Annotated in this window: 14 protein-coding genes, 1 tRNA gene and 1 pseudogene; 5 read left to right on the top strand and 11 right to left on the bottom strand. The window is 56.8% G+C overall.

The window, feature by feature from the left end; translation table 11 throughout:
• Window positions 1-182: 182 nt before the first annotated feature.
• The 6 genes and pseudogenes from BJD12_RS00435 to BJD12_RS23990 form a co-directional block, all read right to left on the bottom strand.
• Window positions 183-2,426, bottom strand: coding sequence for a methyl-accepting chemotaxis protein (locus tag BJD12_RS00435; RefSeq protein ID WP_005997306.1), 2,244 nt, complete (start codon window positions 2,424-2,426; stop codon window positions 183-185).
• Between the two features lie 16 nt (window positions 2,427-2,442).
• Window positions 2,443-2,598, bottom strand: coding sequence for a hypothetical protein (locus BJD12_RS23995; RefSeq protein ID WP_155616358.1), 156 nt, complete (start codon window positions 2,596-2,598; stop codon window positions 2,443-2,445).
• Window positions 2,599-3,248: 650 nt separating this feature from the next.
• Window positions 3,249-3,498 (bottom strand): annotated as a pseudogene (locus BJD12_RS24845) (hypothetical protein); the annotation flags it as partial.
• Between the two features lie 169 nt (window positions 3,499-3,667).
• The gene (locus BJD12_RS00425) at window positions 3,668-4,141 is read right to left on the bottom strand and encodes a hypothetical protein (RefSeq protein ID WP_005993666.1); all 474 of its coding nucleotides are present in this window, start codon (window positions 4,139-4,141) and stop codon (window positions 3,668-3,670) included.
• Between the two features lie 75 nt (window positions 4,142-4,216).
• Window positions 4,217-4,468 (bottom strand): hypothetical protein, encoded by a 252-nt coding sequence (locus BJD12_RS00420; RefSeq protein ID WP_005993668.1) that lies wholly within the window; start codon window positions 4,466-4,468, stop codon window positions 4,217-4,219.
• Between the two features lie 89 nt (window positions 4,469-4,557).
• A complete protein-coding gene (locus tag BJD12_RS23990; RefSeq protein ID WP_201765705.1) occupies window positions 4,558-4,857 on the bottom strand; it encodes a hypothetical protein in 300 nt (99 codons plus the stop codon).
• Window positions 4,858-5,375: 518 nt separating this feature from the next.
• On the opposite strand from BJD12_RS23990, the gene BJD12_RS24840 reads away from it, so the two are divergent.
• Together BJD12_RS24840 and BJD12_RS24835 are read left to right on the top strand one after the other, a co-directional pair.
• A complete protein-coding gene (locus BJD12_RS24840; protein WP_005993674.1) occupies window positions 5,376-5,711 on the top strand; it encodes a hypothetical protein in 336 nt (111 codons plus the stop codon).
• 367 nt (window positions 5,712-6,078) lie between these two features.
• A complete protein-coding gene (locus tag BJD12_RS24835) occupies window positions 6,079-6,558 on the top strand; it encodes a tyrosine-type recombinase/integrase (RefSeq protein WP_228861075.1) in 480 nt (159 codons plus the stop codon).
• Window positions 6,559-6,827: 269 nt separating this feature from the next.
• Here BJD12_RS24835 and BJD12_RS00400 read toward each other — a convergent pair.
• Window positions 6,828-6,904: transfer RNA gene (locus tag BJD12_RS00400), tRNA-Arg, on the bottom strand.
• A 29-nt stretch (window positions 6,905-6,933) separates the two neighbouring features.
• Between BJD12_RS00400 and BJD12_RS00395 the strand changes: the two genes are divergently transcribed.
• Complete coding sequence (locus tag BJD12_RS00395; protein WP_005993682.1) at window positions 6,934-8,343, top strand: site-specific integrase; 1,410 nt, start codon at window positions 6,934-6,936, stop codon at window positions 8,341-8,343.
• 410 nt (window positions 8,344-8,753) lie between these two features.
• On the opposite strand, the gene BJD12_RS00390 is transcribed toward BJD12_RS00395, so the two are convergent.
• The 4 genes from BJD12_RS00390 to BJD12_RS24830 form a co-directional block, all read right to left on the bottom strand.
• Complete coding sequence (locus tag BJD12_RS00390) at window positions 8,754-9,341, bottom strand: hypothetical protein (RefSeq protein WP_126936680.1); 588 nt, start codon at window positions 9,339-9,341, stop codon at window positions 8,754-8,756.
• 105 nt (window positions 9,342-9,446) lie between these two features.
• Window positions 9,447-10,115: a Cap15 family cyclic dinucleotide receptor domain-containing protein gene (locus tag BJD12_RS00385; RefSeq protein WP_005993686.1), complete on the bottom strand. Its 669-nt coding sequence runs from the start codon at window positions 10,113-10,115 to the stop codon at window positions 9,447-9,449.
• Window positions 10,112-10,564 (bottom strand): hypothetical protein, encoded by a 453-nt coding sequence (locus tag BJD12_RS00380; protein WP_005993688.1) that lies wholly within the window; start codon window positions 10,562-10,564, stop codon window positions 10,112-10,114. Before BJD12_RS00380 ends, BJD12_RS00385 begins: the two co-directional genes overlap by 4 nt.
• A 113-nt stretch (window positions 10,565-10,677) precedes the next feature.
• Window positions 10,678-12,111: a MobA/MobL family protein gene (locus BJD12_RS24830; RefSeq protein WP_005993690.1), complete on the bottom strand. Its 1,434-nt coding sequence runs from the start codon at window positions 12,109-12,111 to the stop codon at window positions 10,678-10,680.
• Between the two features lie 491 nt (window positions 12,112-12,602).
• Here BJD12_RS24830 and BJD12_RS00370 point away from each other — a divergent pair, with 491 nt between their 5' ends.
• Entirely contained in the window at window positions 12,603-14,417 is a 1,815-nt protein-coding gene (locus tag BJD12_RS00370) for a protein adenylyltransferase SelO family protein (protein WP_005996407.1), read from the top strand.
• Entirely contained in the window at window positions 14,407-14,838 is a 432-nt protein-coding gene (locus BJD12_RS00365; protein WP_005996410.1) for a toxin-activating lysine-acyltransferase, read from the top strand. Before BJD12_RS00370 ends, BJD12_RS00365 begins: the two co-directional genes overlap by 11 nt.
• Window positions 14,839-14,885 lie beyond the last annotated feature (47 nt).

The following is a 14,885-nucleotide window of genomic DNA, read 5'->3' as shown; positions in this document are numbered from 1 at the left end:
CTCTTATCGACTTTATCGAAACTCCCTGAAGCGAAGAAGCGTCGTGAATACCAGGCTGCGCCACCTCCCATTCAGGATCGACAAGCTCTATTGATGCTGCAAATTACCCCGATAGGTTTTGCCTATCGGGCGTAGCGGCGGGCTTGGCATTGGCGCCTTGTCACCATTGCGTTTTCACGGTTTTAGAACTCCTGCCAGCTCCCTTCGCTGGTTAGCGAGGCTGTGACTGCACGGAGCTTCGGCGTGGTTGTATGGCCTGCCGTTACTCTGGCATTGAATGCTGGCGTTGCTGAGCTGCCTGGCTGACGCCGCACCGGTGCGGCCACATAGGTGTTGTCGGTCTTGAATACCGCCACCGCATCAGTCAGATGCACAGCCTGGTCTTCGAGCGACCGTGCGGCGGCGGTAGCCTCTTCGACAAGGGCCGCGTTCTGCTGGGTGGTTTCGTCCATATTGGTGATGGTCTGGTTCACCTGCTCGATGCCGACCGACTGCTCCTGCGAAGCGGCGGAGATCTCGCCCATGATGTCGGTCACGCGCTGGACGCTGGCCACTACCTCAGCCATGGTCGTTCCCGCGCTGTGCACTAGGGCGGAGCCTTCGGCCACGCGCTGAACAGAATCGTCGATCAGGCTCTTAATTTCTTTTGCGGCACTTGAAGAGCGCTGAGCGAGCGTACGAACCTCGCTGGCGACAACTGCAAAACCACGGCCCTGATCACCCGCCCTTGCCGCTTCGACTGCGGCGTTTAAGGCCAGGATATTGGTCTGGAAGGCGATGCCGTCGATGACGGAGATGATGTCGGCGATCTTCTTGGAGGCCGCTTCAATGCCGGACATCGTCTCCACCACCTTGCCCACCACCTCCCCACCCTGGGCTGCCACGCTGGCGGCGCCGATGGCGAGCTGGTTAGCCTGACGCGCACCTTCCGCGTTCTGCTTAACAGTGGAGGTGAGCTCTTCCATTGAGGCAGCGGTTTCTTCGAGATTGGCGGCCTGCTGTTCGGTGCGCTGCGACAGGTCCTGGTTACTGGCCGCGATTTCGCTGGCCGCGCCCTTGATCGAGATGGCCGAGTTCTTGATGCTGCCAACGATCTCGGCCAGCTGCGTGGCGGTGGCATTGGCATCATCGCGCATCTGCGCGAATACGCCTTGGAAATCTCCGCTCATGCGTGCGGTGAGGTCGCCAGCGGCGATCGACTGCAGTAGGCCGGAAAGCGATTGCAGGTTGCCATCAGCGGTCGACATCAAGGTGTTGAGGCTGTCCACCATCACCCGAAAGTCGTACTGGAACCGTTCGGCATCCCCGCGTGCGCTGAAGTCGCCTTTGGCCGCGGACTGCGCCAGATGCTTGATCTCATGATTCATTGCAGACAGGTTCGTTTTCACCTCGTCCATTGTTCGTGTCAGGACCGCCTTCTCGCCGGGCAGGCGATCCATGTCCTGACTCAGGTCGCCGATTGCATAACGCCCCATGATCTCCGCCAGCTTCAACTTGACAGAGATATGCGAGGCAACAAGCGCATTGGTGTCATGTGCCATCCGGCCATAGTCCCCCGGGAATGACGTTGCATCCATCCGGTAACTTATCTGGCCCTCGTCATGACGCTTGGCCATGTCCATCTGCGCTTCGATCAAGCTGCGCAGCTGCTCCTGCATCTTGCTCATGGCCTTGAGCAGCCGCCCGCTTTCGTCGGAAGCTTGGGTGTCCACGTTGTTATCCAGCTTGCCGCCGGCAATCGATTCGGCGGCGCGGGTAGCGCGGCTCAGTGGCTGTGTCAAACTGCGAGTGATTGCGAAGGCCAACACCGTGCTGACCAACACCACTACCAGACCGCCTGCGATGAGGAAGCCCTTGCCGCGGTTCATCGCCGCAACCGCGCCGTGATAAGACTCTGCGGTTTGCTTCTCCTGCAGGCTGACGTTTTCGGCAATCTTTGCCTGCCACCTCAACATTGCTGGCCGAGCTTTCTCACTCATGAAGACTTGCGCTTCGGCATTTTTATTTGCCGCCGCCAGAGCGATCACCTGATCGTTCAAACCACGAGAGACCTCGCGTGCAGCGTCAATCTCTGCACGAACCTTGCGGCCGGCTTCGCTTGGCGGATATGCATCGAGGGACTTACGTTCGTCCGCATACCGCTGGCGCTGATCCTTGATTTTTTCCAAAGCTTCTTGATTTAGCGCATCAGACGTGACCATGACCAGCGTACCGAGCGCAATGAAGATATTGGAGTTGGCATCACGCATCGCGTTGCCTATGCGCATCTTTGCAAAGTTGACCTTTACGATGGTGTCCATCTCAGTACGGGCACTAGCCATGCTGCTGAGACCAATCGCCACAAGCAGACCGGACAGAAGAATCAGGATTCCAAAGGCTGCGCCCAGGCGGCGGCCTACGTTATAGCGCTGCAAGAAACTATTCATAAGCGGCCAACCCTATTTATGGATGGAAAGCAGGTGCGGCGATGGATCGCACCTGCCGTACATCAAACTTATCGGCGGCTGTACCCGCCGCTAAATAGCTCTTGTGCAGAAAAAGCACTGCGGATGGGTGAAATTCACCAGCAATCGTTTTCATAAATGCGAGCTCGGCCATGCTCGCACGTAAAAAGCCCGCTCGTAAGCCGATGCGTTTGACGAGAACATATGTCTATCGGACGTGCGGCCTAGAAGCCGCTCATATCGCGGGCGCCCAGCGCGTCCAGTGCCGACTCACCTAGTAATACTTGCATGCAGGGCTTTGCAGGAATTGATTTGGGCACATCATTGCGCTATTCAGGCAACGCCAGTGGCCAGATATTTATTATCAGCAGCTTATGCGTGCTTACTTTGGAAGAGAGCGACCCGCACTACTCCAATTTATTGACACGGCTAGGCGTCAAATGCCTAAGCCTAATAGCCACCCCACACAGCGCAACGCGTGCACGCTTCAATGCGACGCCATGCAGTTTGAGTTCCTCAGTGGCTGCAGCATAGACGTCCCAAAACACTGAGTCTTCCATGCCGTGCAACTCATGCGCAGACGTTATTCTGTCGATTGCGATTGCAAGTTGTCGCATATATGTTGAATCATTCACGCGACTGGCCAGCAGCTCAATCGTCCACGCTACCACTCGCGCTGGCCTAAAGCTAAGGCTAATGAAGACAGCTCGTCCACCAATTGTAGAGCTGGGCTCCATTGGTATACAGAGATCTGCAAGCACATTCCGCTTTTATGAACCGAGCGTACGGCACGTTGATGGCCGCTTATGAAGGCACAACCGTAGCGTGTCTTGCTGCCGGCCCTTTCAGACAAACCTCCGCAGCAGACGCATGGCGTTCCGAGGGCCACGGCGTGAGGTGACCCATCGCCTCATGACCGTTCATGCGTAGCCACTTCGAGACGTCGCCTTCCACCCAGAGCGGCAGAATATGTCGGCGGCATGGTCGATGAGGCTACCAACACCGAGAAGCCCATCTGCAAGCGCCTAGCGACATCCATCGCATCGCGCAGGCCGTACCGACCCAGCACGCACCTCGAGGCGTCGCCAATTGCGGCGACAAGGTGCAGGAGCTGGGCGCAACGCGAGTGCGAAAGAGCAGTCGCGGCGCGAGATCAACGATGCGCGGATCAGCCAGCGCTCTGATGGTGAACCATGACCGAGCTCGCCTCGCGCACCGCGCCCTTACAACACGATCTTGCCCGTAGCCGTGATGCCAGAGACTTGGCCGTACCCATGCTGGTTGGCGAGTGCCAACGCTTCGGCATTGCTCAGTTCATCGCGGCCCACCGGACTGACGACCAGGCGCTCAGTGGTGAAGCCGTTTGCATCGACTACTTCGATGACGGCATCAAAGCCGGAGCCCTGGAAACGCTGCACCGCAGCGGCGCGGAGCGTATGCCCCGCCTTAGACACTGGCCGTCCCAACAGATGCGCGATCTCCTCGCGCGCCTTCGCACGACCCAAGGTTCGGGCTTCTTCGAAATGTCGCCCAGCGCTAACCGCGTGCCCGAAGAGCGAGACGGACCGATCCGGTTGTTGGAGCTCAACAACACGAACGCTCCAGATACCGTCACTGCGGTCCAGATGGACCTTGGCAGTAACGCCATCCTGATGCACGAGCAGTACTTCGTGAGGCATCCCCGAATCTGGAATCATCGCAACGTCCCCGTGCCCAGATGGCTGCGAGCCTATCACTGCACGGTGCACCACGGCTTTGCTAGATCCGTTGGCTCAATAATCAGCCGGGTCGATATCTGCAATCGCGGCCAGCCCAGCCGCAACCGCTTGGCGACGTGCATCGTCGCGATACTCCGCTCGCCCCGCATTTTCTATGGTCAACAACGGACCGCTGCGGCGAACGTGAAAAATATAGACGGTCGACGTCCACATCGAACTGTCGGACACCTGCATTTCAAGCGTCTCGACGTGGAAGTCATCACACAAACCAAGAACGGACGCAGCAGTGGGCAAGGGAGAAGACATGCGTCCAAGTATGAGCTCCCGGCACGCCTGCAAAAGAAAACCTCACATGAAGCAATTCATCTGGAGCGGAAACCGCCATAGACATCACATCAATTTTCGGCACTAGTACCCGTCCCGTCGCGGATAGTGGCGGCCTTTCGCCATTCGTCTGCATTCAAGTGACCGCAGAATTCGCAGGCGACACGAAGCGCTTGTGCACGCGCTTCTTCGCGTTGCGCACCTTCGCCTGCCCCCTCGATCGTAGCGACCGACGCGTCGCGATTGCGGTGATAGATATACGCAGTCGACACCCAGCGGTTCTGTTGAGCCTGATGCACTTCCAGCGTCTCAACTCGAAACTCGCCACAGTAACCGTGGACCCAGCCACGTTGAATACGGATGTTTCGCATGACTGCAAATGTTCTGCCTGTAGATCTGAAGACCCTGTGGAAATACATGCACGCTGGCCGCAAGCGCATCGTTTGGTCTATGCAATGAAAGGTGACGGCCCGTACTGGCACCTTGGCGTGCAGGACACTGCTACCCATCACCGGAGCAGCAGCAACAATCTCATGCAAGCGAGGAAAATTAGGACGGCCTGGCGCCTAGCCAGACGCACCGCGGCTGAGGATCTTTTCCCGGATGAGCTCAAGCGCACCGGACTCGGCTTCTTCCCGCGATGGGAAGGGCACCGACTGCAGCGGCCCGAACGCCCTGGGCCCGCCTACTTCATATGCCACAACCATGCTGCGCCAACCATCCGAACTTTGCGCGCTACTCACTTCGATTCGGAAGCCGCTTTCTTCAACGTGCAGTGCCATATACCCCCCCAGGTGGACACATCGTGCAACACCGCGACGTGCCGCACAACGGGTCACGTGGCGCACTTAGTAAACCGCTCAGGCCCTACGACGCAAAGGAGGCCGGGATGTCAGCAGCGGAGCCGCTAAATCTCTCTGGCAAGGACTGGCTCAATGTCACCGAGGCCGCGCACTACTGTGGCGTCTCCGAATCTCAGTTTCGCAGGAATGCCCTCGCCTACGGCCTAGCGCCGCGTCGCTTCATGGGCAAACAACTCTACGAAAAGTCCGCGCTCTATGCGCCGATCCACGGCGCACATCAATGGCAACAGTCTCACTCTGCTGGCGCGGCGATAGCGCATACCTCGACTGGCGACAAGCTGGCAATCGGTACCGGCTCTCCCTCGGCCGCCTCGGCACTCATGAGGCTGAAGAAATACGAGCAGCGAAAGAAGCTGAGCTGACGCACGGCGTTCGCATTCTTGCGCGGCTGCCACAGGTGAGCGCTTACCTTGAGTGGTACCTGGATTGGTACGCCGCCGAGCACCCTACGACTGCGGGCAAAGCGCGTAGCGAGGTGAAGCGCTTTATCGCCAAGTTTGGCGACCGCCCGATCGACACACTGCGCCCGGTAGAAATGGAGGGCTACAAGCGCGACCGCCTTCTCACCGATAAGGCGGCGCCAGAAACCGTCGGCAAGGAGATCCGACGGCTGCAAGCGGCATTTCGCCGCGGGATGGAGTGGAAAGAACTCGACGTGAACTCGCTCGAGAGAGTGAAGCACCGCGAGGCGTACGCAGCGTTGCTGTCAGCTTTTATGACCGAGCTGCGATGCGAAAGCTCTATCGCGCAAGCCCCTCACGCGCACCGCCGTGGTTGTTCATGGCGCACACCGGCTTGCGCCGTGGTGAGGTGGCCAAGCTGCACAAATCGTCGGTGCAAGGCAGCAGGCTCATGATCGAGAGCGAGCCGGATGAAACGGGAAGTGGCCGTACCAAATCGGGCAAGTGGCGTGAGGTTCCGCTCAACCGCTATGCACGATGCGCACTGCGCCGACTGCCTGATCGACTTATCGACGTGCACAAAGACACCATCAGCGACTGGTTCGCTGCAGATGCCCGCAAAGCGGGAATCGGTGGAAGCCTGCATCGGCTGCGCCACACCTTTTGCGCCCACCTGGTCATGGCGGGCGTACCGCTGCGCCGGGTCCAGGTTTTGGCAGGACACGCTGACTATGCGACGACTGAAAAGTACTACGCACATTTGACACCGCAGGGCGACGAGGCTGCGGTCAAACACCTGAGATTTTAGGGGCGGTCCACGACGCCAATGCAGCTGTGTCCACTGTGACCAACCCCTGTGGATATGCGCCCTAATAAGCGAAATGGGCAATGCGCGCGTGTCGCTAAACCATTGATTCTTGGTGACCCCGGCCCGATTCGAACGGGCGACCTTCCCCTTTAGGAGGGACAACGTCGCTACACTAAGACCCAACCAGGACAAGGCTTTGCGTTGAAGTCCAGCCCGAATGTGGTAAGTCTGTGGCAACGACCGGCCCGCTCAACCGATTGTCAGAAAAGTGGTGACCCCGGCTGGGTTCGAACCAGCAACCTCGTCCTTAGGAGGGACGCGCGCTATCCAATTGTGCCACGGGGCCATCCGTCCAAGGATACAGGGAGACGCTAAGTGAGCAAAGCCAAAGCAGCTGTCAAACCGGGGCGCACCAAGACCTTCACTGGCACGCTTCCGCGCGGCATCAAGGCCTCCCAGGCCGTTAGCTCGGTGGCGGGCGTGACGCTCAGGACGGATGGGCAACTCAGGTGGGAGGCGCGTATCCGAAGGTCCCTCGACGGGCAGGCGTTGAAGTTTCCGCTGGTGCGCTACCCCGTCGACCCCAAAGCGCCCCCGAACACTGAGCATCACATCGACGCTGCACGGCTCATGGCCGAGGCCTATGTCCGCCGAGAACACGCCTCCTTAGAGCTTCGGCAAACCCCGTATGCCCACACTGCCGAGGCTTGGACCTTCGGGGATCTGCTGCGCCGGTTTGTCCAAGAAATCGATGATGGGCTGATCAAGCACGCGTCGGTCAGAACCGACCACTCTAATGCCTATCTCTTCTTGGGAGGCGGCAACGGTCTTGGGTTGAGCCACACCGGCATGCCCCACCTCACCCGCAAGCTGGCCAAGGATTTGACTCAGGATGACTTCCTGGGACGCCATGCCAGCTCGTTCGTGAACTCATACATCAAGGTCAAGCGAGACGGCACCACGCTCCCGATGGCCCAGGGGAGCAAAAAGCGAGCCCTGACCACGATCCGGAACCTTTTTCGGATTGCGCACGAGACCTGGCAGATCGATCTGCGCTCGCCGATCAAGAGCTTGAAATCCCTCAACTCGGACGACTCGCGCGACCGGACGCTCACCGAGGAGGAATGGAACGCCATCGTTGCGCAGCTGGATGCTGGGCGGACCGACCCGGCAACGGCCGATGTCATTCGCTTTGCGCGCATGACCGCAGCCCGCCGCTCCGAATGCGTGAAGCTCGATTGGGCGGACATCAACTTCAAGAAAAAGACCGCCCGACTTCGCGAGACCAAGGCCAAGAATGGCAAATACAATGAGCGCGTGATCCCGCTGACCTCAGAGCCCATGGCCTTGATCGCTGCGCGCTTTGAAGCCAGCGAAACAAAGAAAGGAGCGGTCTTTGTGAGTTCACGCGGCAAGCGTATTCGGGCAGACACCGTCACTCAGGCCTGGGATCGGGTGCGTGGGCAGGTAGCCGAGAAGCTCGGTGACCCCGATATATTGACCGCGCGCATGCATGATCTTCGCCACACCCGCATCACCGAAATGGGACACCACCTCAATCCAGCGGAAGCAGCAAGGATCTCAGGCCACAAGGATCTGAAAACCTTCATGCGCTACTTCAACCCGGATCCCGTGGCACTGGGTAGGAAGCTCGAACAGCTTGAACGCCAAGGCGGCGCTGGCAAAGATGTCGACGAGGTGGTGAAGCAGTTGTTGACTCTTAGTCCCGAGAATATGGCATCAGCGGTAGCGCTCGCCTTCCAAGCGAGGGCGAAGGCGCCATAAGTTAAACCGGCTCGCACAGACCTACACCAATCACATCTGCGCACTTTGACTTGTTGCAGGGCCCTCAACGATTACAAGGGTTACAGCACACTTATCTAACCTACAAAGATTAGATTTTCGCCAAGCGAAAGCCCATAGATCAAAAGCAAGACAGAATCTCTACATATCGGATCCGGCCTTAGATGCTCGTGAAAAACCGATCGCTAGCTTTTATTGCATACGTGATCAAACATCACTCGTGTGACACACCCAAAAAAGAAGACAAGCAGACATCGCCAATTGTTGACAAAAATAAAAGTCGCCCTACGTTAAAAGAAAAGGAATAGAAATGGGCGCAATGTTAAAATATCAGAAGTGGTCGGTTGCAATCGCTTTTGCCGCACTGGCGTTTTTAGCTTTCGTAAGATTAATTAGCTGAAAAGCGGAACCAATGTTCCGACGACTACCAGCAGGGTGCCACAAGCAGTATTTGATGATGCCGTGAGTAGCGCGTTCGCAATGTCAGCCTGCGTTAGAACTAAGTATTCTTCGTCTGGCGAACTCTGCTGCGACTCCAAGTCTGAATATTTTTTCTGAGCATTGGCGATGTTCGAACCGAGACGACCAATATCAGGAGGATTTTCGCGCCATATCTGATCCAAGAGATCAATTTTTGCGCGTGTTAACTGAACTGCGCGAACAAATTCTGTCGGCCTTTCTTTCTCTTGATCGATGAGGCCGCGCAAATGCCCAGCCTGATTGCTCGATAGATAGACAGCCGCGAGTATTTGCACGGCACCCGCAAGAAGGAAGAGATACTGTGCAGCAATGAGAAGTTTAGAACGACCGGTGATAGCGCCGCCGACTAAAAGCAGGGCTCCCAATGCAACAACCCCAAACATGTAAGCATGTGGACCCCGATTTTTTAGCCATGGGAATTTTTGTGAGAGCATCCCCCATAGCCTATGTGGCGAGCCTTCCTCAGGTATGCCGCTAGGTTCAGTATCTGGAATTTTCATTCTGACCTCTTGGTATCTGTATCGTCAATGGATGAAACTACGTTAGCAGCTCAAACCCGCCCACGCCCCGCATCCATAACCGAAATCACTTCGTAAAAGCAGGTTTTAAGCCTTCCCCAGTTTCTCTGCGACCGCTGATGCAGACTCAAAAGAATTAATTTCCTCGCAGTCACGCGTGACCAAGACCACTTTCAACTGACCCTGCGTTGGAGAATTGGTCCAGTAGTCCCCCGACATCGACTTCCCCTGATCCAGAAGCCGAAGCTTCCCATAACCGATTGTGATCTTGTTCTCGCTATGCGCAGTTCGGACCATTTCAAAAACATACTCAAGATGGCCCGCCCCCGTTTTCTCACTCTTTTCCAGGTGTTCAATCGTTGAATAAGATTCTTGGGTCTTGGTGTGCGACTCAATCGATGCGTGCAAGTAACTTTGGCGAATAACAAAGAAAATCCTAATAGGGTCCAACGACGGCCTTCCTTCTCGTACACCGTAGTCTGATGTCAGATGCCCAACCCAGAGCCCGTGAACAAGTGGACGCCTCGTAAGCTTAGCGATCAAGGGATAAATCCATCTCGTCTCAGCTAGAAAATTCAAGGCGACGGTAATCACCACGATTGAGATCGAAGAGGCCCTGGGCAACGCATCCGGCCACTTCTGGCCACCGTAGTAGACCAAACCGGTCGCGATGGCGGCACTTAGACAAAGCACCGCGTATCCAGCAATTTTGAGAAGCTTCCGAATTTCGGGAAAGCTAGCAGTGACAGATCTCATGCGATTTTCTCGGCCAGCACGCACTTCCCACCAGAGAACAATAGCAACTCACGTCGGTTAGAAATGATCCCGACATGCGCAATGCCTTCCACCAGAGAAGCCAATGATGCGGTCATGAGTCTTGCCCCGGTAAGCGCTGGGATAAAATCACCCGCCTCTGGCAGCGGGGGTGAAACGAACTGTGCCAGATGTGTCAGACACTCCTTACTCATATCCACAAAATGAAACCCGTCGTGCCAACAAGACTGGACCCGGGACACCTCTAACAATTGAGTTGCGATCTCATGACTGCCGACAACTGGCAGCTTAGGGACATGCGAATCAGAGGCAAGTTGGAGAAACGGAAGATGATTGAGGCTGGTGTAAAACACCACGCCAAGCCCAGCAAAGTCGGGTGTAAGACCCGAACCGACCAAGTGGAGCACTTCAAAGGAAAATACATCAGTCATCGGTGCACCTAATCATTCATTTATGCCTATAGACGCCGCTTTTTCCTGCAGGTTGAAGCTCTGAGAAATGAGCTAAGAGTTAGGCTAAGGCCACGCCCAAGACATGTTACTGATCAACGATGTCTAGTGCCCTTGCCCCAAGTCAATTCACCCGTAAGTTCGGGCAAGCCCCCGTCGTCCTCCCAGCGCTTTCCAAAGCGGTCATGCTCAACTTCTGGGAGCTCTTCTTGGTCGAACCACAGCAATGATGTCGTGGTGTCCCTTAGCGAAAAGTGCCTGCCGATCTCGCAAAGCTCAAGACCCTTTTCCCAGTTCTCAAACCAGATATCTTGTGGCACCCAATCTGAGTCGGTGCCATTGCCCCCTAACTCGCGTAAGCGATACGTCACAGAACCAGACGGGATGCTGGCCCTTGGCGGGATCCATGCCTTGACCTCGCGCAGGGCTTTGGAGAGCACTGAGTAGCGCACGACGCCACGCTCCATGGTGACGAATGCACATGGATAGTCAGTGAGGCTAGCGTAGCGTGAAGCGGCGGCAGGAAAGGAGGTGCCAAACCGCACGGCCATCTGCTCGATCAGCGCAAGAGAGGGTTCGTCCTTGGGAACTGATGCCAGCCACTCCTTGTAGGGCATCAGCAGTTCAGAAGCAAAGACGTCACAAAACACCTCGTTGGGGTCGCGCTTGGCGTATCCCCACTGCGGCACTTCTTCGTGTTTGGAGGGAAGTCCAAGCACCACGTGGGCAATTTCGTGACAGATGGTGAAACGCTGACGCTCCGCGCTCTCCAACTCATTGACAGTAATGATGCTCTTACCGTTCTTGCCTGGAACCGTGTATCGCATCACCGCGACTTTGGCTTTGCCCAAGTGCTTGCCAGGCCTGCGAGTGAGTTCGCGGGCGCGTTCAAACTCCCCATTGCGCGCGGCCTCCTGCGCTTGTGCTCGGAGACTGCGATGATCCACACGAGCCGCGTTGCCGGCATTTTTCAGATGCGCATTGATGACTGTTGCAATGTCTCTGCGGATTTGCCGCAACGCTCGTGTGCCGCCGCCTTGTCGGGCGTCAAACTCAGCGCAGGCGCGCTCACCGAGCCCACCCGGACCGACTTGTCTGGCTGACATCAGCAAATGCACATGGTGGTTGCGCTGATCACCCAGCTTGCTTGGCGTGTGGACTGCCACCAGCACGGCCACTTGGAAGCGTTCGACGAGCAATTGACCCAGCGCCAAAGCGAGCACTCTTCGTTGGTGTGGATCGAGTTGATGCGGAAGCGACACCTCGACTTCTCGGCAAACGCGCGCGTTCTTGCGAGTCTCGGCCGCTTCGTTCGCGTTCCAAAAATACTGCGCATCGAAGCACCACGAGGGCGCGCCCTTTGGCGCAAGCATCTGGTGAAAATCGACACCGCCTCGGTGGGAATAATTGTGACCAAGCCCTGTGCTCGTATCGAGCAGATCAAACCCTGCTCGGTAAGCCGCTGCTGCGACCGACGAGTCGCCGTTGCCTCGGCTAAAAGACTTCATTGTTGCGTGATAAATCGCCATTTGTGAAACTCCTGCTTGTGGAGCACACAAAGAAGCGGCATAACATCCCATGTCGAGAGAAAAGCGAACTCGACAGCAGAGAGACCTTGATCACAGGGTTTTGAAGTGGCTGTGTTGCCTTGCGGAGCATAGGCAACGAGGTGGCGAAGCCACCGCACCGACGCGCAGCGTTGGCGCACGGTTTCTGCAAAGCAGAAACCATAAGTGCGCTCTTGCTGTTTGATTCTTTAGTAGAATTTTCGCGCTACGGCTGGGTCAGCAATTGCGCCCCTACGCATGATTAATAGTTATATTAGAAAATGAATAAGAACTGTACAGATCTGACTTTCTCCATGCCCTGTGCCGATTTCCAGGCAATGGTCTATGCAGTCGTGATGTCCCGTGGTTTTCGGAAATCCAAGCAGCAGAAGCACGAACTGCCGTCAGGTTGGTAGCATCACCAAAGCCGATCGAACGCGAAGTCGCAACAATTGCAGAAACAAGGAAGCGAAATGCCCAATGACTACTGGGACATGGATGACAAGAACGCCCCCAACCTGTTGAACCTCGCCAGCGTGAGCACTTCGATGCTCGTGCCCTTCCCAGTGGGAAAGCTGCCAGATGCTTCCGTGCTTTGGCTCAATGAGCGCTGGTTTCATGACTTGGGCATTGCCATCCACGACAAGCCCACTCGGACCAGCATCTCAGCGTCCTTGCTTGAGCGCTTTGCCGTGACCTCTCTCGAAGCTCACTGCGTTGCCGGCAGCTTCGGACGCCAGACACTGGGCGCTGATCGCTATGGTGGGAGCGGTGGGGCGATCCACGGAGGGAGTGGCCGCTGTGGCTCCGATGGCATGCTCATCGCCAAAGGAACCGGCCCTACGCCATTGGTCTCCGAGGCGCATGATTGGTCACACTCCCATGGCTGTCTCTATCTTTACGATGCCATACGCGAGGCAGTTGCTAGCGAGATCCTCAACGCAGAACTCCCCCACGGGGCAGTGCCCATCGTTGCCATCATTGATGCCGGCTTCTCCCTGGCACGCACCGACGCAGACGAACCGGAGCGTTGCGCCATTCTGATCAGGCCCGCTTTCCTGCGCTTGGCGCATTTCGAGCGCAGCCTGTATTTCGGAACAGCAGGCAACGCCGACAGTGATCAATTTCAAGATAGCCCGCGGGTCAGAGATGCCATCCACTTTGCCGACGAACATGCACAGCGCGATGCCGGCAATCCCAGCGGCTTAGGCGTTAACTTGTCTGGGCTCTACCTCCGCCTTGCCGAGCAAATTGCGGCAAGTCGCGCGCATCGCCTTTGGACCGGACGCCCGACAAGTGACAACATCACATTGAACGCGCAGTTCCTGGATTTCGGCGGCTTCCGCGCAGTTCCTAGCTGGAAGCATGGCACAGATGGACATCGTCACTTCTTCGGCGATGAGATACGTGATGTTCGCCACTCGCTTCCATCGCTTGCCTATTTCTTCAAGAAGTATTCCCGCTTTGACAAGGCAATCGCCAACATCGATCGACTGCTCTTCCAGATCGAGCATCACATGGAAGCTGCGTTTCTCCATCACTGTGCAGAAGCGTGTGCTTTGCCTGAGTCAAGCCAAGAGGTGTTGCAGTTTAATACGCTCATTGCGCGCTACTACCGCGAACAACAACGCCTTGACTATGCATTCGATCAGCCCACAAAGCACAACGAGCGCCACGATTGGCTCTCCGACCACCTCAGAGGTAAAGCAACCCAGGGGTCTCAGCTTGGCGAAGAGATCGTAGCGTTTCTGCGCACACTCCCGAACGCGGATCTTCATCTTTGTGCGGCCAACCGCTGGGTGAGACCACGAGCACGCCTTTCCTATCGCGTATCCAAGCGCCGGGCGATCAAGCTGGTGCGGTCAATCCTTGCGGATCGGTCGTCGGGACCCGAGCGGGTCTCGGCATTTATCGCAACCGAGGTCGCGGTCTCGCGCCGTGTCTGGAAAGGCCTACCATCACACTGGCTTGTCCTAGGCTACGCAAGCGATCACGTGTCCACCGCTTTGTATTTCTTTGATACGCATCGTATGGCCTATACAGTCCAGCTGGATGGGCCACGCGTGTGTGGCGGAACACTGCTCTTCGGCGCCGAAGTCGCAGAAGAGACACTGGGCATCAGCAATTCCGGCTATCGAACCGTCGTGCTTGTCGACTGCGAACCCACCAGCTATCTGGTAGGTCTAGGCTTGACCGGGCGTGCAACCGTTCCTGCCTCACTGCTCACCTTCCCTGACGCTGCCCTTGCAGCGCAGACATTGAGATCCACTACCGCCCATGCAACCTAATGCCGTTGATGCGCAGGCGCTTGGCCTGGCGATGCAACTCCTGTTCAAGACTGACCGCAAGAAGTTCAGTATCGCAGCGGCTTATGTGTGGCTATGGCCTGCGATTCGCCTAGGCCAGTTCGTCACGATCGAAGACGACGATGGGGTATGGACCGGCTACGCCTTATGGGCATATCTAACGCCTGAAACCGCCAGTCATTTGGTTCTGCAAGATCCTCCGTTCCTGCCGATTAGCGACTGGAACGAAGGTGATCAACTCTGGATCCTGGATTTCGTGGCTATGCCAGGGCATCACCGACGCCTGGCGAGAGCACTCCGGCACCGCTTGTGCCCTCACTTCAAGCAAGCGCATCGCTTGGTGCGAGATAAGACGGGCGCTATCCTGGGAACCAAGACTTACACCCTTCGCAAAGATGGCTGAGGAAGACACGTTGCTTCCTTGATACGAATGGACGAACCTAAGCGACA

The organism is Xanthomonas vesicatoria ATCC 35937, from assembly GCF_001908725.1.
In the GTDB taxonomy this organism is placed as follows: domain Bacteria; phylum Pseudomonadota; class Gammaproteobacteria; order Xanthomonadales; family Xanthomonadaceae; genus Xanthomonas; species Xanthomonas vesicatoria.
Note: the sequence above shows the minus strand (reverse complement) of the source record. Positions and strands in the feature narration are given on the sequence as shown.

Coding starts and splice junctions, on each gene's coding strand:
- BJD12_RS00435 (WP_005997306.1), bottom strand. CDS start 2,426: ATGAATAGTTTCTTGCAGCGCTATAACGTAGGCCGCCGCCTGGGCGCA.
- BJD12_RS23995 (WP_155616358.1), bottom strand. CDS start 2,598: ATGGCCGAGCTCGCATTTATGAAAACGATTGCTGGTGAATTTCACCCA.
- BJD12_RS00425 (WP_005993666.1), bottom strand. CDS start 4,141: ATGATTCCAGATTCGGGGATGCCTCACGAAGTACTGCTCGTGCATCAG.
- BJD12_RS00420 (WP_005993668.1), bottom strand. CDS start 4,468: ATGTCTTCTCCCTTGCCCACTGCTGCGTCCGTTCTTGGTTTGTGTGAT.
- BJD12_RS23990 (WP_201765705.1), bottom strand. CDS start 4,857: ATGCGAAACATCCGTATTCAACGTGGCTGGGTCCACGGTTACTGTGGC.
- BJD12_RS24840 (WP_005993674.1), top strand. CDS start 5,376: ATGTCAGCAGCGGAGCCGCTAAATCTCTCTGGCAAGGACTGGCTCAAT.
- BJD12_RS24835 (WP_228861075.1), top strand. CDS start 6,079: ATGCGAAAGCTCTATCGCGCAAGCCCCTCACGCGCACCGCCGTGGTTG.
- BJD12_RS00390 (WP_126936680.1), bottom strand. CDS start 9,341: ATGAAAATTCCAGATACTGAACCTAGCGGCATACCTGAGGAAGGCTCG.
- BJD12_RS00385 (WP_005993686.1), bottom strand. CDS start 10,115: ATGAGATCTGTCACTGCTAGCTTTCCCGAAATTCGGAAGCTTCTCAAA.
- BJD12_RS00380 (WP_005993688.1), bottom strand. CDS start 10,564: ATGACTGATGTATTTTCCTTTGAAGTGCTCCACTTGGTCGGTTCGGGT.
- BJD12_RS24830 (WP_005993690.1), bottom strand. CDS start 12,111: ATGGCGATTTATCACGCAACAATGAAGTCTTTTAGCCGAGGCAACGGC.
- BJD12_RS00370 (WP_005996407.1), top strand. CDS start 12,603: ATGCCCAATGACTACTGGGACATGGATGACAAGAACGCCCCCAACCTG.
- BJD12_RS00365 (WP_005996410.1), top strand. CDS start 14,407: ATGCAACCTAATGCCGTTGATGCGCAGGCGCTTGGCCTGGCGATGCAA.